General features: G+C 45.2%; 20 protein-coding genes and 1 pseudogene. 18 read left to right on the top strand and 3 right to left on the bottom strand.

Annotated elements, in window-relative coordinates:
- The 17 genes and pseudogenes from PSI14_RS16135 to PSI14_RS16055 form a co-directional block, all read left to right on the top strand.
- Positions 1-215 (top strand): annotated as a pseudogene (locus PSI14_RS16135) (hypothetical protein); the annotation flags it as partial.
- 299 nt (positions 216-514) lie between these two features.
- Positions 515-1,201 (top strand): Rha family transcriptional regulator, encoded by a 687-nt coding sequence (locus tag PSI14_RS16130; RefSeq protein WP_273576839.1) that lies wholly within the window; start codon positions 515-517, stop codon positions 1,199-1,201.
- Between the two features lie 350 nt (positions 1,202-1,551).
- Entirely contained in the window at positions 1,552-1,776 is a 225-nt protein-coding gene (locus tag PSI14_RS16125) for a DUF2560 family protein (RefSeq protein ID WP_038218577.1), read from the top strand.
- Between the two features lie 57 nt (positions 1,777-1,833).
- The gene (locus PSI14_RS16120) at positions 1,834-2,289 is read left to right on the top strand and encodes a terminase small subunit-like protein (RefSeq protein ID WP_046337074.1); all 456 of its coding nucleotides are present in this window, start codon (positions 1,834-1,836) and stop codon (positions 2,287-2,289) included.
- On the top strand, positions 2,258-3,706 hold the full coding sequence (locus PSI14_RS16115) for a phage terminase large subunit family protein (protein ID WP_273576837.1): 1,449 nt from the start codon (positions 2,258-2,260) through the stop codon (positions 3,704-3,706). The genes PSI14_RS16120 and PSI14_RS16115 overlap by 32 nt, the downstream gene beginning before the upstream one ends.
- Positions 3,706-5,793, top strand: a complete 2,088-nt coding sequence (locus tag PSI14_RS16110; RefSeq protein ID WP_273576836.1) for a portal protein — start codon at positions 3,706-3,708, stop codon at positions 5,791-5,793. The genes PSI14_RS16115 and PSI14_RS16110 overlap by 1 nt, the downstream gene beginning before the upstream one ends.
- A 13-nt stretch (positions 5,794-5,806) precedes the next feature.
- Positions 5,807-6,715 (top strand): scaffolding protein, encoded by a 909-nt coding sequence (locus PSI14_RS16105; protein ID WP_273576835.1) that lies wholly within the window; start codon positions 5,807-5,809, stop codon positions 6,713-6,715.
- A gap of 1 nt (position 6,716) precedes the next feature.
- The gene (locus tag PSI14_RS16100) at positions 6,717-7,997 is read left to right on the top strand and encodes a P22 phage major capsid protein family protein (RefSeq protein WP_273576834.1); all 1,281 of its coding nucleotides are present in this window, start codon (positions 6,717-6,719) and stop codon (positions 7,995-7,997) included.
- A 42-nt stretch (positions 7,998-8,039) separates the two neighbouring features.
- A complete protein-coding gene (locus PSI14_RS16095; RefSeq protein ID WP_273576833.1) occupies positions 8,040-8,285 on the top strand; it encodes a DUF2829 domain-containing protein in 246 nt (81 codons plus the stop codon).
- Positions 8,286-8,288: 3 nt separating this feature from the next.
- Complete coding sequence (locus PSI14_RS16090) at positions 8,289-8,465, top strand: hypothetical protein (protein ID WP_273576832.1); 177 nt, start codon at positions 8,289-8,291, stop codon at positions 8,463-8,465.
- Positions 8,462-8,971: a packaged DNA stabilization gp4 family protein gene (locus PSI14_RS16085; RefSeq protein ID WP_273576830.1), complete on the top strand. Its 510-nt coding sequence runs from the start codon at positions 8,462-8,464 to the stop codon at positions 8,969-8,971. The genes PSI14_RS16090 and PSI14_RS16085 overlap by 4 nt, the downstream gene beginning before the upstream one ends.
- The gene (locus PSI14_RS16080) at positions 8,931-10,349 is read left to right on the top strand and encodes a packaged DNA stabilization protein (protein ID WP_273576829.1); all 1,419 of its coding nucleotides are present in this window, start codon (positions 8,931-8,933) and stop codon (positions 10,347-10,349) included. Before PSI14_RS16085 ends, PSI14_RS16080 begins: the two co-directional genes overlap by 41 nt.
- Positions 10,350-10,351: 2 nt before the next feature.
- A complete protein-coding gene (locus tag PSI14_RS16075) occupies positions 10,352-11,029 on the top strand; it encodes a hypothetical protein (protein ID WP_046337066.1) in 678 nt (225 codons plus the stop codon).
- The gene (locus tag PSI14_RS16070) at positions 11,029-11,391 is read left to right on the top strand and encodes a hypothetical protein (RefSeq protein WP_046337065.1); all 363 of its coding nucleotides are present in this window, start codon (positions 11,029-11,031) and stop codon (positions 11,389-11,391) included. The genes PSI14_RS16075 and PSI14_RS16070 overlap by 1 nt, the downstream gene beginning before the upstream one ends.
- A gap of 2 nt (positions 11,392-11,393) precedes the next feature.
- Positions 11,394-12,068 (top strand): P22-gp17 family phage DNA ejection protein, encoded by a 675-nt coding sequence (locus PSI14_RS16065; protein WP_273576828.1) that lies wholly within the window; start codon positions 11,394-11,396, stop codon positions 12,066-12,068.
- Positions 12,068-13,336, top strand: coding sequence for a phage DNA ejection protein (locus tag PSI14_RS16060; protein WP_273576827.1), 1,269 nt, complete (start codon positions 12,068-12,070; stop codon positions 13,334-13,336). The genes PSI14_RS16065 and PSI14_RS16060 overlap by 1 nt, the downstream gene beginning before the upstream one ends.
- Positions 13,336-15,633: a hypothetical protein gene (locus tag PSI14_RS16055; protein WP_273576826.1), complete on the top strand. Its 2,298-nt coding sequence runs from the start codon at positions 13,336-13,338 to the stop codon at positions 15,631-15,633. Before PSI14_RS16060 ends, PSI14_RS16055 begins: the two co-directional genes overlap by 1 nt.
- A 13-nt stretch (positions 15,634-15,646) precedes the next feature.
- On the opposite strand, the gene PSI14_RS16050 is transcribed toward PSI14_RS16055, so the two are convergent.
- Positions 15,647-15,937 (bottom strand): hemolysin XhlA, encoded by a 291-nt coding sequence (locus PSI14_RS16050; protein WP_273576825.1) that lies wholly within the window; start codon positions 15,935-15,937, stop codon positions 15,647-15,649.
- Positions 15,927-16,268: a hypothetical protein gene (locus tag PSI14_RS16045; protein WP_273576824.1), complete on the bottom strand. Its 342-nt coding sequence runs from the start codon at positions 16,266-16,268 to the stop codon at positions 15,927-15,929. Before PSI14_RS16045 ends, PSI14_RS16050 begins: the two co-directional genes overlap by 11 nt.
- 160 nt (positions 16,269-16,428) lie before the next feature.
- On the opposite strand from PSI14_RS16045, the gene PSI14_RS16040 reads away from it, so the two are divergent.
- On the top strand, positions 16,429-18,537 hold the full coding sequence (locus PSI14_RS16040; RefSeq protein WP_273576823.1) for a phage head-binding domain-containing protein: 2,109 nt from the start codon (positions 16,429-16,431) through the stop codon (positions 18,535-18,537).
- A 31-nt stretch (positions 18,538-18,568) separates the two neighbouring features.
- On the opposite strand, the gene PSI14_RS16035 is transcribed toward PSI14_RS16040, so the two are convergent.
- Positions 18,569-20,410, bottom strand: coding sequence for an acyltransferase family protein (locus tag PSI14_RS16035; RefSeq protein ID WP_273576822.1), 1,842 nt, complete (start codon positions 20,408-20,410; stop codon positions 18,569-18,571).
- Between the last annotated feature and the right edge of the window lie 480 nt (positions 20,411-20,890).

Here is a 20,890-nt window from a genome sequence, read left to right as displayed (position 1 = left end):
TGTTAATTATTATAAACAAATTTCAGAACCAACAGGCGACATCTTGCAGATGTCCGTGCAAGCTTTCCATTCTGGGCTATTTGGGGGGAATACCACATCACAGGCCATGGCATAAGTCTGCATTGAAGCTAAAAGAGCAGCGCCTGCCAATAGGCAAGGAAGAAGATATTTTTTCATTTTACTCTCCACGTGTAACGTTATTATTGAAGGATTAATAAGCCTAATAATATTAGCTCCACCTAACAATAAGCCAAAAATGCTCAACAATTAGTCAACATCTAAAACTAAAGTCAATATTTCTTTACCCATTCCCTTGAGTGGTTAAAGGAATCCCCCATGCCATCAGTTAACGCTGGTGGCATTTTTGTATCTGAGTTCCGCGCACTCACCGCGCATTAAGTATCTAACCCGAGTCCGTTCACAAAAGCGCCCTTAGAGGACACCAGATAATGGTGATCTCGGGGTCTGGCTGTCCTACGTGAGCTGAGGGCTCTTTTTTGACAGGAGATTCACTATGAAATTAGTAGAAATTAAGAAATTTGATTTACTGGCTAACTCTATGGCAATTGCAGAGGGTGCGAAGAAGGCCCACGACACAGTTATCAAACTGGTTGATAGAAACATTTCTGACTTAGAAGAGTTCGGAAGGGTCGGATTTGAAATCCGAGCCTTTGATACAGCAGGCGGTAAACAGAAGCAAAGGGTCGCTCTGCTAAATGAGCAACAAGCCACGCTTCTGATTACTTACATGAGAAACAACGATATTGTCCGTGCATTCAAAAAGAAGCTGGTATCTGAATTCTTCAAAATGCGTTCAGCATTAGCATCCAAGAAGATGGATCGCAACACATCCAGATTGGAATACAGACCCATGACTGATGCTATCAAGAAATCACGGGAGGATTTAGGAAAGGATATTCTTCCGCGTCATTTCAGCAATGAAGCTGATTTAATCAACCGTATCGCATTGGGTATGACTGCGGCTAAGTTCCGTGTCCATCATGACATTGAGAAGAAAGAGCCTATCCGTGACTATCTGACACCAGAACAAATCCGGTGTGTTGCTGAGTTACAGAGGGCTAACACAGTGTTCATCTCTATGGGGTGGGACTATGAGCAACGCAATCATGCACTGATGGGCATCTACGAGAAGAACCACAAGAAGCCATTACTGGAAGAGCTGCATAGGTTGGCAGCTTGATGTTGCAATAAGAGGCTCTAATTTCGGAGCCTCCTCAAAATTGAGTGCGCTGATTTCATTAGTAAAGATGGGAATGCCGTCGAGGTCTTCAGTTTGGTTTTCGGTTTATTCAGCGACCAAATACTGAACAGAGGACAAAGCATCCTCAGAAAGATTAATCTAAGTACTTGATATTACCGAGACCGTCACTTTGGCACACCACTCAGTCAAACTTTCGGCTTATTGCTATTTTACAAAATTCTGCAAAGCATCCACATTCGGGTGCTTGATAGAGGTTTGTATAGGTTTTCGACTACCGTGATGTCGAGATTGCACGGGGTTATATTTCAATACATAGCAGGAAATTCCAAATGACAGAATTAACACCATCGCAACGAATGAGGTTGGAGATACTCCGACTGGTAATGAACGACACGGCAGCGGCACAAAAGGCCATTGAGTTTATCGGTGATGACACACTCAAGTTTGAGCTGTTCAAGGATCAATACAAACTCGTGCAAACCGAGTCCGGTGTTGTGGCTAGAACTGATAAATCCATTCGCAATGCTCAAGAGGCATTGAGTCTATTCAAATAGTTCATCACACAGCCTATTCATAGAGTGGGCTGGATAATGAGTTAAGGAGGTATTCGAATGGAGACTGAAAAGAAAAATAAAGGCGGCAGGCCTACCGACTATATGCCAGAGGTTGCGGAGGATATCTGTGCGCTATTGATGGAAGGGGAAAGTTTAAGGTCAATTTGCCAACGTCCGGGGATGCCATCGATTCGTGCTGTGATGTATTGGTTGCAACGACACGAAGAGTTCATGCAACAGTACGCGCGGGCGAGAGAGATTCAAGCAGAGGTTTTGGCTGAGGATGTTATCACTATCGCTGATACTGCTAAAGCAGAGGGTGCCGATGTAGCGAAAGCCAGATTGCAGGTTGATGCCCGTAAGTGGTATGCGTCAAAGATGGCACCTAAGCGATATGGCGACAAGATTCAACACGAGCAGAAAATCACGTTCACTGATATAACCGATTCAGAGTTAGATAAACGTATTAAGGAGTTGCAACATGCACAATCTGGATCGGGAGCAAAAGATTGAGCTATTGCGATTGCTGGAAGAGCAGCAGCGCCGTAAACAAGTTTATCGCTATCGGCACTACTTCGATACTCGCTATTTATGGCAGAAGAAGTTCATTACCGCCACAGCCGAATACACCCAGTGCGCCCTGATTGCGGCGAACCGAGTGGGGAAGACTGATACAGCCACATACATTGATGCCATTCATCTACTGGGGGAGTATCCGTCAGGCTGGACGGGGCATAGGTTCGAGCACGCTCCACTCATGTGGTGTCTCGGTTACTCTGGTGAGAAGTGTCGCGACCTGCTTCAAGCTGCCATTATCGGCAAGAAAGTTAACGGTGAGTTTGTTGGGGGGTTGATTCCTCCTGAACGTATCGTTTCAACCGAGCCGATGACAGGAACACCGAATGCGGTTCGTTCCGCTTACATCAAGCATCGCAGTGGCGAACTTAGCAAGGTTCAGTTCTGGTCATACACCCAAGGGCAGCACGCTTTAATGGGTGATGATATCGACTGGTTTCACATTGACGAAGAGCCCGAAGACCAGACTATCTACCCTCAGGTTCTGACGCGAACAGCGACAGGTGATCGGGGTAATGGTGGCAGGGGAATATTGACCTTTACACCCGAAAACGGCCGAACCGAACTGGTGATTAAACTGCTTGATGACCCAGCGGAATCTCAGTTCTGTATGAACGTTGGTTGGAATGATGCGCCACATCTGACAGAAGAAACAAAACGAAGCCTTCTCGAATCTTACCCAGCACACCAGCGCGACATGCGAACAAAAGGTATTCCCATGCTTGGCCAAGGCCGCATATTCGATTTCAGCGAAGAGGTGATTACTTGCGAGCCATTCCCGATACCTAAGCACTATATGGTTATCGATGGCATGGACTTTGGCTGGGATCATCCGCAAAGCCGCGTCCAGTTGGCAATAGACCTAGATAGCGAAACCTTCTATGTAACAAAAGCATGGAAGGCAAGTAAGACATCTCCGGCTGAGGCGTGGGGCGCTACTAAATCATGGGCTAATAAAGTGCCTACAGCGTGGCCACAGGATGGACTGCAAACAGAGAAGGGCAGTGGCTTGCAACAACGTGAATATTATCATGCCGCAGGTTTTTTAATGCTTCCTGACCCGGCGCAATGGACAGACGGCTCTCGCTCGGTTGAACCTGGATTGTTTGAGCTTCATGACCTAATGAGTACGGGGCGATTCAAGGTTTTCAGTGGGCTGCGTGACTGGTTCGAGGAATTCAACTTCTATCACCGGGATGATCGCGGTCGCATTGTAAAGACGCGTGACGACCTTCTTGATGCAACACGCTATGCCTACATGATGCGCCGTTTTGCTAAGCGTTATGGCGACATCGGAATTGTAAAAGAGAAGAAGATACCGGCACCCATCAGGCCGATAACAAGAGGTAGATAATGGCCGAAACAAATAGCAGGCTGGAGGCAATTCTACAGCGGTTTGATGAGGATTGGACAACCAGCGAAGAAGCCAGAACCGAGGCGCGTAACGATCTGTTCTTTAGTCGTGTGTCGCAATGGGACGACTGGCTAAACAAATATACAACCCTGCAATACCGTGGGCAGTTTGATGTCGTACGCCCTGTGGTGCGCAAACTGGTGGCAGAGATGCGCCAGAACCCGATTGATGTCATGTACCGACCCAAAGAGAGCGCCAATCCTGATAGTGCCGATGTTCTGATGGGCATGTACCGAACAGACATGAGGCACAACACGGCTAAAACATCGGTAAACATTGCCGTTCGTGAGCAAATAGAGTGCGGTGTTGGTGCATGGCGCTTAGTGACGGACTATGAAGACCAAGACCCGACCAGTAATAATCAGGTCATTCGTCGCGTTCCCATTCACGGTGCTTGCTCCCATGTCATTTGGGACGGTAATAGCCAGCAGATGGACAAATCTGATGCAAAGCACTGCACCATCATCCATTCACTGAGTAAAAATGGTTGGACGACATTTGCTGAGGAGTTCGGGTTAGATGGTGATGATATTCCCACATTTCAGAGTCCCAATACATGGTCGTTCCCGTGGTTCACGCAGAACACTATTCATGTAGCAGAATACTACGAGGTAGAGGAAAAGAAAGAACTCGTATTTATCTACCAAGATCCGTTATCCGGCGAACCTGTCAGCTATTTCAAGCGCGAAATCAAAGACGTGATCGATGAGCTGGCTGATAAAGGGATGGTCAAGATAGGTGAGCGCAAGGTTAAGCGTCGCCGTGTCTATAAAACCATTTTGTCATGCTCTGCCGTCCTGAAAGATAGAGAATTGATTGCAGGTGAGCATATACCCATTGTTCCGGTGTTCGGCGAATGGGGATTCGTGGATGATAAAGAAGTTTATGAAGGTGTAGTCAGGCTAACCAAAGACGGGCAGAGGCTACGCAACATGATCATGTCATTCAATGCTGACATCGTAGCCCGAACGCCGAAGAAAAAGCCGATATTCTGGCCTGAGCAAATCGCTGGTTATGAGTATATGTACAGCGGTACAGATGATTATCCGTATTACCTGATGAACAAAACGGATGAAAATAACGGAGATATGCCTACTCAGCCGATCGCCTACATGGATAATCCAGAAGTACCACAGGCTAATGCCTATATGTTGGAGGCGGCGACTAATGCAGTGAAATCCGTTGCTACAGTGGGTGTTGATTCTGAGGCGGTGAACGGTAATCAGGTAGCATTCGATACCATCAATCAGCTAAATATGCGGTCAGACCTAGAAACCTATGTGTTTCAGGACAATCTATCTACCGCCATGCGCCGAGATGGTGAGATATACGCCTCAATCGTCAATGATATCTATGATGTACCCCGCCATGTGGTCATGACGTTGCCTGATGGTAGCGAGAAAGACGTGCAGGTTATGTCTGAGGTCGTGGATCTAATGACGGGGCAACGTGCAGTACTCAATGATGTTCGCGGGCGTTATGAGTGCTACACCGATGTTGGCCCATCGTTCCAATCCATGAAAGAGCAGAATAGGGCTGAGATTGGCGAGTTATTGAAATCGGTTCCCATTGAGCATCCGGCGTGGAATGTCCTGTTATTGCAGTTCCTGTCATTGCTGGATGGAAAAGGTATCGATATCACCCGTGAGTACGCGACCAAGCAGCTTGTCGTGCAGGGTTTGAAGAAACCAGAGACACCAGAAGAGGAGCAGTGGTTAGCTGAGGCTCAGCAACAATCTCAGCAGCAACAAGACCCAATGATGGTGGCAGCAATGGCAGAGCAAGAGAAAGCGCAAGCTGAAATCGTCAATGCACAGACCAGAGCACAAGAGACACAAATCAAAGCATTCACCGCTCAGCAACAGGCTCAAGAATCACAGGCGAACACCATCTACAAACTGGCTCAGGCTAGGAACATAGATGAAAAAGCCGTGATGGACGCTATCAAATTGCTGAATGAGGTTGCTAAACAGCAACAATCTAACATTCCTACCGCCAATACTGGCGAGATCCCTCAAACCATGTGAGAGAGTAATAAACATGAGTGATACCAACGAAATTCAGGCTACTGAAGCATTAACCCTGTCCGGTAATCAGGCGGCGGCATCCACTGAAAGCAATGTTGATAATGCCAATTCAACGGGGCAGAGCGACGGATTTGATATTGTCCTGAGTGACGATGAGACCCAGAAACAAGACCCGGCAACAAACGCGCATTTTGCAGCCAAGCGTATCGAGCGTAAGCGCCAGCGCGAGCTGGAGCAGCAGATGGAGGCGGTGCAACGTGGAGAGTTACCGGAGGATTTACGGGTAAAACCTGAGTTACCCACACAGCCAGATATCAATAATTATTTGTCTGATGATGCATTGGCTAAGTATGACTATGACCAAAACAGGGCGCTAGCAGCATTCCAACAAGCTAACCTTGAATGGCAGATGAATGCGATGGATGCTCGCAGCAATGCAGTAGCGGAGCAAGGTCGCAAAACTCAGGCGTTTACCCAGCAATCAGCACACATTGTCGAGTCAGCAAGGAAACACTATGACGCCGCAGAAAAACTTAACCTGCCTGATTATCAGGAGAAAGAGGACGCTTTCCGCCAAGTCGTACCGCCCGGTATTGATACGGAAATTATGCATCTCTTCCCGGAGAAGTCGGCTGCGATCATGTATCACCTGGGCGCAAATCCAGAGAAAGCGCGGCAACTGCTGACACTCGGATCACAGCAAGCGCTAATTGAACTTACGCGCCTTGCTGACAAGTTAACTATCAAACCTCGCGGTAAGCAAATCTCTGCCGCTCCTCCGGCTGATGCACCATTAAGTGGCGATGTTACTGCTGTTACTGCTGCTAATCGTGATGCCATCCAGAAACAGATGGATGCAGCAGCCAGTAAGGGTGACACCACGCTTTACCGCAAGTTAAAACAACAGTTGAAAGGAATTTGAAATGGCTTTAAACGAAGGTCAAGTGATCACATACATGGTCGATGAGGTGATGGAGACCGTGGAAAACCTCACACCCATGGCGCAGCGTGTAGAAAAATATGCACCGCCTGCGGGTGATATGCAGCGTTCACAGAATACCGTGTGGATGCCGCTGGAACAGGAAGCGCCTACCCAGCCGGGGTGGGATCTCACCAGCAAAGAAACGGGTATTTTGGAACTGTCCGTTAAGTGCAACATGGGTGTGCCTGATAACGACTTCTTCCAGCTTCGTGCGGATGATCTGCGTGATGAGCACTCTATACGTCGCCGCCTCAAAGCATCCGGTCAAAAACTGGCGAACAACGTCGAGATGGCAATCGCGAAGCAAGCTGTGGAAATGGGTTCTCTGGTTGTGGCAAGTCCAGAACCAATCGGCTCAGCTAAAACGGGCTGGGATTTCATTTCTGAGGCCGAAGCGTTGATTTTCTCCCGGGAATTGAATCGCAGTGCGGGTTTGAGCTTCTTCTTCAACCCAACAGATTACCGTGGGGCAGGTCAGGATCTGACAAACAAAGACTTCTATGGTCGGATTTCGGAGGATGCGTACAAGTCGGGGACTATCCAGAAGCAGATCGCCGGATTCAATGACGTTCTGCGCTCTCCGAAAATGCCATCTCTACCAGCGTCTACAGCGACAGGCCTCACTGTTTCTGGTGCTCAGAAGTTCAAGCCTCAAGCATGGATTGCTGATGCTGATGGAAATCGCGAGAACGTAGATAACCGTACTGCTGTCGTTAAGTTGAGCGGCGCTGGTCTGAAACGGGGTGACAAGATTTCTTTCGCTGGGGTGAAATATCTGTCTCAGATGGCGAAGAACATTCTGACGCAAGATGCAACATTCTCCGTGGTGGCTGTTAACGGGAGTGATGTCACTATCACGCCAAAGCCTGTTGCACTCAGCGACGACAAGTTAACACCGGAAGAGCGCGCCTACGCCAACGTGAATATTTCGCTAGCTGATGGAATGGCAGTCAATGTACTGAACATCAAGACCACACAGGCGAATGTGTTCTGGGCTGATGATTCAATCCGACTGGTATCACAACCGATCCCAGTCAATCATGATCTGTTCTCAGGCATGAAGACTCAGAGCTTCTCAATTCCTAACGTGGGGCTGAATGGTGTTGTGGCCTACCAAGGGGATATCGGCACATTGTCCGGTAAGTGCCGTATTGCGCTGTGGTACTCCGCGTGTGCGGTTCGTCCAGAGGCTATCGGTGTTGGGTTGGCAGGTCAGAAATAATTACAGGGGTTTCGACCCCTTTCTTTTTTTGGAGTAATCACAATGGCTACATTTAGTGAAGCATTAGAAGCGGTAAAAGCAGGGAAATTTATTCATAGGGCTGGATGGAATGGCGCGAACCAGTTTATTGCCCGTATTTATGCAGGTAATGCCGCATATCGCAAAGGCGCAATCATTGCTGATATGCAAGATTGCCTTGGACTGAAAAACACCCAAGGAACTATGCAGCCCGGTTGGGCGCCGTCACAAGGTGATTTATTTGCAGAAGATTGGGTTATTCAGGAGTGACAGATGCAAAAGATGCTCTACAAATCAGACGGTGACGTCAGTGTCTGGGGAATGATGCTGCAAATCACGATCATTGAACCAGAGGAATTGGACGAATATTTGGCTGATGGCTGGGTTGAACATCCGAATGACACGTTGAAAACCGAGCCCGTAAATCTGGGTAAAGGTAAGGAAAAATGAGTCTAATAACCAAGGGTGACTTAGTTCAGGCAGCACTACGCAAGTTGGGTGTTGCCTCCAATGCCACGTTATCCGATATCGAACCGCAATCAATGGAAGATGCTATTAGTGATTTAGAGTTGATGATGGCGGAATGGTATCAGGACGGCGCAGGCATTGATGCCGGATATCGATTTGCTGATGCTGATAATCCACCCGCTGACGGTGACGAGCACGGCATGAAAAGTGGCGCTATCAGTGCTGTTATTCATAACCTCGCTGTGCGGATTGCCCCAGATTACGCCATTGAGCCGCCAATAAAGATCATCAACACCGCCAGATATGGCAAAGAGCTTTTGTATAAGCAATCTGCCATATCCCGCGCCAAGAAATCACGCTCTGATTATCCGGCACGAATGCCTATTGGTTCAGGTAATCATTGGGCGACTGTTAACGGCTGGCATTTTTATTCCGGGGACAAACCACATGCCGATTCAACAACTCCCCCTGATGAAGGGGACAGGTAAAGACTATCGCTCTGCCGATTATGTCGATTTGCTTCCGGTCAACATGTTGGCCACACCGAAAGAAATATTGGGCGCTTCCGGTTATCTTCGTTCTTTTCCTGGCATTACAAAACGCGCTGATGTTATTGGGATCTCTCGAGGTTCCGAGTTCAATACTAAAGAGGGTGCTGTCTATCGCGTGTTGGGGAGTAAGTTGTATAAATCCAACAATGCTATTGGTGATGTCTCCGGCTCCGGTCGTATCAGCATGGCACACAGTTACAATAGTCAAACAGTAGCGGCCAATGGTGTCATGTCACTTTATCGCTATGACGGCACGGTCAAACGTCTGGAGAACTGGCCTGCCTCGTCTAAATTCCAACAATATGAAATCGGCTCTGTGCGTGATATCTGCCGATCCCGTGGGCGCTATATCTGGGCGAAAGATGGCACTGATACATTCGGCGTAACTGATCTTGAGGATGAATCACATCCAGACCGTTATCGTGCATTGTACCGGGCGGAGTCTCAACCCGATGGCATTATCGGCATCGATACATGGCGTGATTTCGTGGTGTGTTTTGGTTCATCAACGATTGAGTATTTCTCTCTGACGGGTGCGACTGATACACAGGCCGCTATCTATGTCGCTCAGCCCTCATTAATGGTGCAGAAAGGCATTGCCGGCACGCATTGCAAAACAGTGTTCGGTGATTCCCATGCCATTATCAGCCATCAGGCCACTGGTGCGCCATCGGTCTATGTCATTCGTCAGGGACAAGTAGCCCCGATAGCCACAGCATCAATAGAGAAGATACTGAGAGACTACACAGCGGATGAACTGGCTGCTGGTGTAATGGAAACGGTGCGGTTCGATGCACACGAATTATTGATTATCCATCTACCGCGTCATGTTTTGTGCTACGACGCCTCAGCCAGTCAGAGTGGTGTGCAGTGGTGCATCCTGAAAACTGGCCTGTTTGATGATGTCTATCGCGGTATCGATTTCATGTTCGAGGGTAATCAGATAACGGTTGGTGATAAACGCGAGCCTATGACCGGACAGCTTAATTTCTCTGCATCTGACCAGTACGGGCAGCAGCAGGAGCATTTGCTGTATACGCCAATGTTCAAAGCCGACAACGCACGGGTATTCGATTTTGAGTTAGAAGCCTCGACAGGTGTATCTCAATACGCTGACAGGTTATTTCTATCTGCAACGGCTGACGGTATCAATTACGGCCGAGAACAGATGATCGAACAGAACGCGCCATTTGTTTATGACAAGCGGGTGCTTTGGCGGCGTGTTGGTCGCATCCGTAAGAACATTGGATTCAAGGTTAGGGTTATAACCCGCTCTCCTGTCACTCTCTCCGGCTGCCAAATCAGGTTGGAATAATTATGGCTGATAATAGTCTCAAAAACCCTGTAGAAATACAGGCGACTCGAATAGATGCAACGTTGCTCCCCAGTAATTTCTCCCAACCCTATTTTCTGTATGTTGTTCAACAGGGATCTGATTTAGGGAATGTGGCAAATAAGGCTAATCAGGCGGGTGATGGAGCCTATGATGCTCAGGTTAAAAATGATAAACAGGATATTATCTTGGATGATCATGGAAAAAGAATAACTCGGGCAGAAGAAACGCTAGAAGACCACGAAGTCAGAATCATCAAAGCAGAGGAAGACTTAGCAAAACTTGAAGTTAGGGTTTTGAATATCGAGCATGACGTTGATGGTCTTAAGATAAAGATACAAGATATAGATGGTCAGATATCTGAAATAAAAGTTGATTATGTATCCAAGAAAGCAACAGCAACTCAAGTTATCTCGTCACCCATCGATGTAAAAAACAACTACCTAATAAATGGCCTTAATGTTGTTGGTCAAAGGGTTACTGGTTTTACTGCAATGACTGGGGCGGCAAATAAAGGGGCAATTGATGCCAATCAGTCATGGAACGCAGGTGAAACTTACGATCAATCTGCCACCCAATCTCTAATGAATGCAGTCACATCGCTAGCCAAAAGATGCAAAGCGTATGAAGACGCGCTCAGGACTCACGGACTCATCAACTAATGACCAAAATTGACATGATTACAGGCTCACAACTCATGCGGTTGTGGGGCGTTCCGTCATGGGTGGATTATCCGGCTGATTATTATCTCTGGCAGGGCTGCGGTGTATTTGTGGTGATTGAGCGAGGCGAATATGTTGAATTGCATATGGCGATGAAGAAAGGCGAAAGACATCGCTCCAGTGATGCCGCCAGCAATATTCTTTCATTGATTGGCAATAGGGTTATCCATGCGCCGATCCTTTCAGCATCGAAGCACGTCTGTAATTTGGCGCGGAAATTTGGTTTTCACCTGCAATCAGATGATGTCGTTGAACTCATTGATGGGCGCAGAGAACAATTATTTTTAATGGTTAGGAGTTAATTATGGGTGGAATAGTTAGCGGTATCGGTAGCGCTGTCGGTGGGATAATCGGTGGTATCGGGGCGAGTAAAGGCGCTAAAGAGCAGTCCCGGTCAAACGACAGAGCCATCGATGCTCAGACACAGATGTTTGAGCAGCAAGGCCAGTGGTTATCACCATTCCGTGAAGCGGGTCAATCTGGTCTTTCTGGGTTGCAGGGGATGGCAGGGAAACCTATCGACCGAAACGCCTTGCTCGGTCAGTACTTCAATAGCCCGGAGTACGCACAATTAGCAGATCAGGCACGATATCAAGCGCTGGCGGGTGCTGAGGCAACAGGTGGGTTAGGTTCTACGGCAACAGGTAATCAGTTAGCCAGCATTGCGCCGCAACTGGGACAAAATTTCCTGAACATGAAAACGGCTGAGCAACAAGACATGTATAACCAGTTGCTGGGGTTGGTTAACGTTGGTCTGTCTGGTGCGGGTGCTCAGTCTGCGGCAGCGGCTAACAATGCGAATGCTCTCGGTTCGTTGTACAGCCAACAAGGGGCAATAAATGCAGGTAGAAAAGCACTTCCTTGGCAGATTGCAGCAGGTGCTAGCAATAGTATCAATAATGGTGCATCACAGGACATTAATCAGTTCGGCGGCATGGCCAGCAAAATGTTTGGCGGGATGATGGGGGGCATGTTCTGATGGTTCAGCCAATTAACTATTATGAATCTCTCATGCCTGATTTGGCAGGTCAGGCACTAAAGGAGACACAAAATAGGCTCGGTCAATCTCAATTGACGGGGCTAAACCTGCAAAACCAGCAAATGCAGCAGCAGATGAGCGAGCAGCAAGCATTTAAACAGGCGTTACCCGGTGCTATTAATGATCCGCAAAAGCTGCGAGAACTGGCAGTTCAATACCCCTCTCAACTACAAAATATTCAGGCTCAATTGGGGTTCAGAAGCGCACAAGATGTTGCAGCACTAGATAGCACGGTAAACCAATTGCAGTTAGCGATATCGACAGGCGATCCGCGCAATGTGGCAGCGGCTATTGTGCAGAATGCTGAGATTATCCGGTCTAAAGGTGTCGAGCCTCAGCAACTAATGACTATGTACGCGAACAATCCTGAGCAATTCAATGAGGTTCTTTCTACCGTTAAGCTGGGGACATTGAGCGCGAAAGACCAGTTTGCAGTGTTGGATAAGAAAGAAGGCCGGGAAATTGATCGCGGGAAATTGTCGGAGAGCATCCGCAGTAGTCAAGCGTCTGAGTCGCTACAGGCACGAGGCCAAGATATATCCGCAACCACAGCGCGCAGAGGGCAAGATATCCAAATGCGCGGGCAGGATATTTCCGCTGAAAATGCTCGTCTCGACAGGGAGATAAAAAAGTCTGCACTGGCTCAAAATGCCATTGACCGTCAATTGAAAACAGAAACAAATCAAATCAAGCGCGATGATTTACTTCTGAAACAACAAGAGTTTAAACGGAAAGGCGAGCAAGCTAAAACTGATAAATATGATACTTATCTCAGTCAGGTCAATGCTATTGATCAAACCATCGGTACGGCAAACCGGATATTGGATAGCCCGGGATTTAATGGATATTTTGGGATTAACATAAACCCCTTTGGTAACAGGTATCTTCCCGGTACTGATGCCGCCAATACTGAGGCCTTGGTTGACACACTGAAATCACAGACATTTCTAGCAAACGTTCAGTTAATGAAGGGGCTAGGGGCATTATCTAATGCGGAAGGGCAAAGAGTGACAGATGCTATAGGTAAGCTTTCTCCCTCCATATCAGAAAAAGCGGCCAAAGAAACGATTAAGACAATCATTTCCGTCACCAATAAGGGAAAGCAGAGACTGGATAATAAATTCAGTACAGAGGCGGAGAAATATAGAAAAGAGCAAGCTGCTCCATCCAGTAATCAAAGTGAATATTCAAGTTTATGGGGTGACTAATGGCTAAACCGTGGCGGGACGTTGTTGCGTCCTCACAATACCAATCGCTAAACCCACAACAGCAGGCAGCGGCGCAGGAACAATATTTCAATGAAATAGTTGTACCTAAAGCCGGTGATAAGGTCGAAGCCGCACGACAACAATTCTATGCAGCCTATCCATTACCACAACAGCAACAAGCGGGTAGCCCAATCGCAGAAGCTGGAAAAGGCTTTCTTCAAGCTGGCGTAAACGTGGCTAATATTATTCCCAGCATTGGTGATGCCGTGGTTAGTGCTGGCGCTTGGGCGGGTGAAAAGGCTGGATTAGGTGATGGAACATACACACCCGCACAACGATTTGAGTTACCAAACAGTCTTAAGCCCCAAGATTCTTACGCTAAAATCGGCGCAGAAGTCGCGCCGTACTTAATACCGAGTGTTGGCACAGAGAAAGCCGCAGTAGCCCTTGGCTCCGTTGCCAATGCGGGTAAACTGGAGAGAGGCGCAACTAAACTGGCTGATATGGTGGCTGAAAATACTATAGGCGCATTGGCTCAGAACAGCTCAAAAGATAATGCGGGTGGGCTGGCGACTGACCTCGGTATTGGTACTGCTGCTAGCGGAGTGGCTAGGGTTGTCACGCCGGTTCTGGGCAAAGCACTGAATGTCGTTGGTGAAAAGACAGGACTGAATAAGCTATTCCGGGGAGCAGAGGAAGGTGCTGGAGCAGGTGGAGCAGGTGGAGCCGGACAAGGTGCACCGCAACCTCCTCCTCAGAAACAACTAACGCCAGAAGAAACACTTCGCCAAATGGCAGCCCAGAAGAACCCCGACTTAGCTTCTTCCCTTCAAGGTCTTGATGTCAAAGTGCAGCCTGATGTAAAAGCCGCCGCTGATAGACTTGGAATAACTGAGGATCTTCTCCCTTCCCATTTATCAGGCAACCAACAATATCAAGCCGTTGAACAGGCCATTAAATCCCGTGCTGGTTCTGCACTAAAGCAGCAAGAAGATGTGGCCATCCTGAAACTTTCTGAGAGTGCCGGAAAACTCATTGATGACGTTGCTAAAGCCCCTGATGCACTATCATTGAATCAGAAAATTATTGGACAGGTTGACAGCAGGATGGCAGCACTTGAGCATCGTAGTGATCAGCTTTATAAACAGGTTGATAATGCCATGCTGCCCGCAACCCGTGTTGAGGCTAATAATACAGCCGCAGCACTTGAGAGAAAGGCTGATGAACTAGGGGGCTGGGAAAATCTGGACACGATCGAGAAGGCTGTATTCAAGGTCGTTAATCCCAGTCAGGATGGTATTCTCACTTATGCCAACTTGAATAAGCAGCGCCGTTTAGTTGGTCAGGCATTATTTAAAAATCGCGGTCCATATAAAGATGCTGATGAGGGAGCATTGCGATATCTCTACTCTCAGTTATCTAAAGATCAGCGGGCTGTATTAGGTGATGTGGGGGCTGGCAGGGACTTTGAAGTCGCTCAGCGCTTGGTTCAAATGCGTAAAGGGCTGGAAGATCAGATGGTGCAGTTGCGCGGCAAGAACCTGACAGGAGATATCGCGAATCGTAGCACACTGGCAGTTGCCTCTCTTGCGCGAGGGAATTCGAAACAATTCTCTGAGCTAATGAAAAACATTCCCAGCAGACAAATGCGCCAAGAGGTTGCAGGGACTGCTATCAGGGATATGCTATCAGCAGGTAAGCGTGGTGCAGACTTTAATCCGGCTGGATTCGCTGACTGGTATCAGAATCTAAGGACATCTGGCAACATGCGTATTCTCGCGCAGTACATGCCCCGCGAGTTTATGTCTGGACTACATGATACTTATGTCGTGGCCAATGCTATCCGGCGAGCAAAGTCATTCGAAATAACCACTGGAAGATTGAATGATTTTACAAAACGTTTTGACGCAGTGACTGCACCTCATGAGTTAATGGCGAAATATGCCGGGAGAGTCGGCACAATGGCAGGGACTAAATTAGGACCATTGGGTGCCGTGGCGGGTGGTGCATTGGGTGAAAAGCTAGCGGTTCGTGCTCGAATGGCTGGTGGTGCAGGATCTTCGGAAGCGGCTGAGAAATTAATTTTATCACCTGAGTTTCAGCAAGCGACTAAAGGCATTGAAGTTCCTCCGGCGAGAGGAAAGAGCAAATACCGTAAAGCTTTTGATGAAGCCAAGCTCCGAACCGCTAAGCAGTGGAGGGAATTTTATGGCTCATTGCCAGATATTGATAAGCGCACAATTGCCCGTATAGGGATAATTGGCTGGGTTAATCAGCAAGAAGAGGAAGGGCGGTGATTCCCTTCCCTGCTTAGAATATGAACTTAGCAACAGCAAGTGAGATCCCAGCGGTCGCGATGATGGTCGCCGCTATCCACTTTGTTTGTTTGCCTATCTCTTCGTGTAGGTCAGCTCTGGTTACATAGTTTGACCTTATAACCGCAACATCGGTCTTGATGGTAGAGACTTCTTTTTCGAGTTCTTTGATGCGTTGTAGCATATCATCACCTCCGCCGCCGCCATCACCTTGCTCATGATGCTTGGTATCTTGTTGGTTTAGCGGCTCTCTTGTTATTAAGCTTATAACATTATTATTTTGCATTTTCTTCAACCCATTTTAGCACGACGCTGGCGTTATAGCGCATTTCATGACCGCAGTTTTCGCACAAAATCCAGTAGGAATAACTTTCAATATTAAATTGAGAGTCATCTGTCACGATGCCAACCGTGTCATATCTGGCATGCTTTAATGTTTCATTGTTTTCTTTATCTACAAGTTCCATCTGGGGGACGCTAAGGTCTGAGCATCCACATGATAAGCACTTGTTACTAGCGTCTTTAGCTTTAATGAAATCGCCAAACGATTTTATGTTTACCTTAGCCAGTCTTCTTAAGAAGCTCAGCCATTCTTGTTTGTTGCTTTCGTCAGACATTATTTGTCCTTTTTATGTTCATTTTTTCTCATCATACAGTTTAGCCAAAGTTTAGAAAACCATCTGTTTTACTAACGCCGCCTAGTGCGGATTTTTTTACATCCAAATTTCAACCAATACAGTTTCCCCCGCTGGGATTTCGCACGTCTGGAGAACATAAATGTCAGAAATAACCCCTAATGTTGTCGTCTCAATGCCGTCTCAGTTGTTTACTATGGCGCGCTCTTTCAAGGCGTGCTCTAACGGCAGAATTTATATTGGCAAAATCGATACCGATCCGACCATTCCAGAGAACCAGATTCAGGTTTATTTGGAACGTGAGGATGGGGCGCATATCCCTGCACCTCAGCCTATCATTATCAATGCGGTGGGCTATCCTGTTTATGCCGGGCAGATTGCTAAGTTCGTGACCGTTCAGGGGCATTCTATGGCTATTTATGATAGCTATGGGGTGCAGCAATTTTATTTTCCCAATGTGCTTAAATATGACCCTGATCAACTCAGGCTGCAGCTTGAATCTCCGTGGGGTGCTAATGCTATCATGGCAGATGATAAATTTACTGTGGGCGATGTCATTAACTATCAGTGGAAAACAAAATCACTCGATTATTTTACACATTTGGGCGGAAACTATATTCAATCTGCGGCTGATTGGTGTAAAGAAAACGGTTATGCCTTGGTCATTCCGCGTGGCAAAGAATATGAATATTCAGAGCGTGTCGTATTTGAAGATATCACCTTGTTATGGGAAGGAACGCTAACCCTGACCAGCCTAATAGACTGCGGCATTGTGTTCAGGCGCAATGTTATGATGCCGACCTATGGGCACTTAAAATCATCAAAAAATATTGTTTTGCCTGATGATTATTTTATGGTTGGCTTTTATAGTTGGCGCTCACCGAATGGCACGCTCGGCTGCCAGGATAATGTTATCTCAGGGCGTTTGGATATTCGTAATGGTCATATTGATTATGACGGATGGGATCAGGGCAATGTTGATGATTATGCAAACCTAACGGGGGGCGGCGTGTTAATGTTGGGGGGGGCGTGGATGCGCCCAACACTCGGCGTTACAGAGCGTTCATGGGAAAATGTTCACCGTAATAAGTTAAACTTCTACATTGACGGTTTTAGTTATTCACTGGTCATGCAAGGCATTTGGGAAGCTGAATCGCAGGATCAGTTTAACGGATGGGTGAATGGTAACACCATTGATATCAGGGCACGGCGCTTTAAGGATGCAATACGTTTGTTGTGCTCATCGACCAACCCGCAAACCACTCGTGGTGGGGAGGTTTCCAGTAACATCATTCTGGCTGAGTTACAGTCCACAAAAGTAACAACAAAGAGATTTATGTATTGTGAAGGATATGATAATAAATTCACAATTAAAGGATGGGATATAAATGCAGGGAATGATGATATATTGTTCGAATTCTCTAGAGGCGGAAAGTCACCAGATGTATTCCAAGAATCAACAAATAATATTGTAGAGCTATTATTTTCCACTCTAAATGACGGAGAATCTTGGTATAGTAAATTTGTAAGAGAAGATCTCCCCGGGGCTAACAATTTTATAGCTGAGTCTTTCCCATACAAAAATATATTCCCTGAGTCATCAGGATACGCTTTATCAGCAAGGGGATCATCACATGGATACATAAGAGGTGTTGATAATTTTCTGGGTAATTTCGCATTAAGGCCAAGATTCAGAACTAGAGTTATTAAAAACGGCAGCGACATAACATCTTCTGTTGAAAACATAAATAATATGTTTGATGGCAATCAGTCATCATCAACAAATATAAATGTATCCACTAGTGATTCAGTCTCTATAGAAATGGAAATGATATCATCCATTTATAACTTTACGCTTATAGGCCAAACACTTTCATATATATCAGCTCTAAAAGGAAAGGTGAAATTAGAGGCTCTTGATTCAAACGGCAAGGTTATATATTCAACTTACGAAGATTTAAGATCAACTAATGTTACTGGAATAAGATTAATGGTCAGGGTATATACCCTGAAAGTGACTTATTATGATTTTGAATCACCTAGTATTTTGAAGATAGGATGTATTTTTGCTAAATGTGACTCACATAATACTAGAATGGGTGTTGTTGGAAGTTCAGGTGGTGATGTTTCTGGGCATGTTAGATTTTTAACTAAAAACTCATCCCCGGTTATAATGGATCAAGTAACAGGGCAGTTTTGGGAAATAATCGTTGAGAAAGGGGTATTGAACACAAGAGCATACAATCCATAAATATAATGCCCTCTAACGAGGGCATTTATTTTTAATTTATCTTATCCATTATATATTTAACAACAATATTGGAACCGTATATTGACAAATGGCTATTATCGGAATATATAGGATCGCTATTTTTATTTAAAAGAAGGCATCTACCATTTTTGCATAACGCATCGTTCGGATCAATGAAGGTGACATTGTTAAAACTAGACTCAATTTTTTTTATATCTTCGTTTATCATTATCTTCTTCCTCTGATTATCGGAAGGACAAGATTTTAATAATTTGCTTATCGGCAAGTTGTTTCTAGCTAAGCATTCAAATGATTGCGTTTCACTACCATTTGTTTTACCAATTATATAATAATGTCTTTTATGTCCACCTATTTTTATTAATTCCGCAAGATCATTAACTATAGCCTGATTAATGTTTTTCGTTAATTTTTCACCAGTTATCCGGTTTGTTAATTTATAATCTCCCCAAGACATGGATAATATAACATCGGTTTCAGGATGGCTATTCATAACATGAATGAAGTTTTTATATCTAAGAATACATAGCCTATCATCATTATCATCAAATTTAGAATAATAATTTTGAGTTATAAAACAACCATCTTTAAATATACCAATAGCTTTGAATTTTTCATTCTTAAAGCTATTCATATATTGTCTACTAAAGCTATCACCTGTTATTATAGCTCTTGGTTTTTCACCATCACTGATATTAAAATACTGTATATCACTGGCCTGCCTTATAGCACTTCCACCAAAATACTCCCTATGAAACTCTTTCTTGGTTAATTTATATTTATCATCAACCCTGAATCCTAATCCATCTATAGAAATTGTATATGATGATGCCATTGATATCAGGAAAATAAATAATAATCCATATTTGTAATTTCTTCTTTTTTCAATGAAATTGAATATCACAAACGCGATAATGATTATTGAAATCAAATAAACAGCAAGGTTAATATTTACATTTATTTTTTTGAAAAAAACAATAAATGGCCAATGAACCAAGTAAATTGAATATGAGTATAATCCTATTTTTTGAAATACTGCATTAGATAGTAATGTTTTATCATTATTAGCTAATATACATAAGTACGCTCCGAATACAGGAATAAGTGCATTGTAACTAGGCCATAAACTATCATCTGAAAAAATAAAAAATGCTGAAATAACTAATGATAAACCAGCTACCTCAATGATTATTTTATTGTGTTTTGTGGTATTTATTGGATATAGAAAAGCCAATCCACCAATCAGCATTTCCCATGCCCTTGTATACAACATGAAGTATGACAAGGTTTCATCAACGGAAGATAGGTAAACACAAAAAGAAAAACTAGCTAAAGCGGATATTAAAACAACTAATTTCAGCTTTTTAATGGAAATTAATTTTGATAATACAACCAATACTATTGGATATACTACATAAAACTGCCATTCAACAGAAAGCGACCAAGTATGCAGGAATAGCTTACTGAATGCATCTGCATCAAAGTAACCTGACTCATTGGCATATATAATATTAGATATGAACAACAAGCTTGATAATCCGTGCTTCCCTACCAATTGATAAGTCAACGGTTCAAAAAACAAATATCCCAAAAATAACACAATAGCAATTACTGCAACCAATGCGGGAACTATCCTTCTGACCCTAGCCTGAAAAAATCTTAAGATAGAAAAATTACCACCTTCTAATCCTTTGAATATAATTGATGTCATTAAGTACCCAGAGATGACGAAAAAAACATCAACCCCAGCAAACCCACCAGGGAGATAATTGCTGTTAAAATGAAACAATACAACGGACATAACAGCTAAGGCTCTTAGTCCATTTATGTCTTTTCTAAATATACTTTTTTGCATAACTTTGTTTGCTTTCTCTTGTTAAAATCGATCGACTATATCATTGAAGAAAACGCAAATCACCACCACTTTATGCCTGATATCTCATCCATGTAGTCGGCGGGCTGGTGGGTGGGGTATGGTCAATGGGTGATGTTTCGAGGTAGGCGAGATAATTATTGGTGGTGTTTCGTTGTGTCGTATTTGTGTCGCTGATAGAGACACGCGAATGACAACAAGAAACAATAAGAGGTGAATAACGACACAAAACACGATGCGAGCGAAGATAAGTCGTTATATTTCAGTGGGATACTTGACGCTCCACGTTCTTCTAAGCCGTAGGTCACAGGTTCGAATCCTGTAGGGCGTACCATCCTTTCATATCGTAACGTCTTCCGAAGTCTACAAAACCCCAGTAAATACGCAGTATTAGCCTTTTCCTGTTCTCCTGTAGTCTAGTCAGGTATGTTGAAATCTACAGATCTCTGGGGGCATAATAGG

This window comes from Xenorhabdus anantnagensis, assembly GCF_028598555.1.
In the GTDB taxonomy this organism is placed as follows: Bacteria; Pseudomonadota; Gammaproteobacteria; order Enterobacterales; family Enterobacteriaceae; genus Xenorhabdus; species Xenorhabdus anantnagensis.
This window is presented reverse-complemented; position numbering and strand designations above follow the sequence as displayed.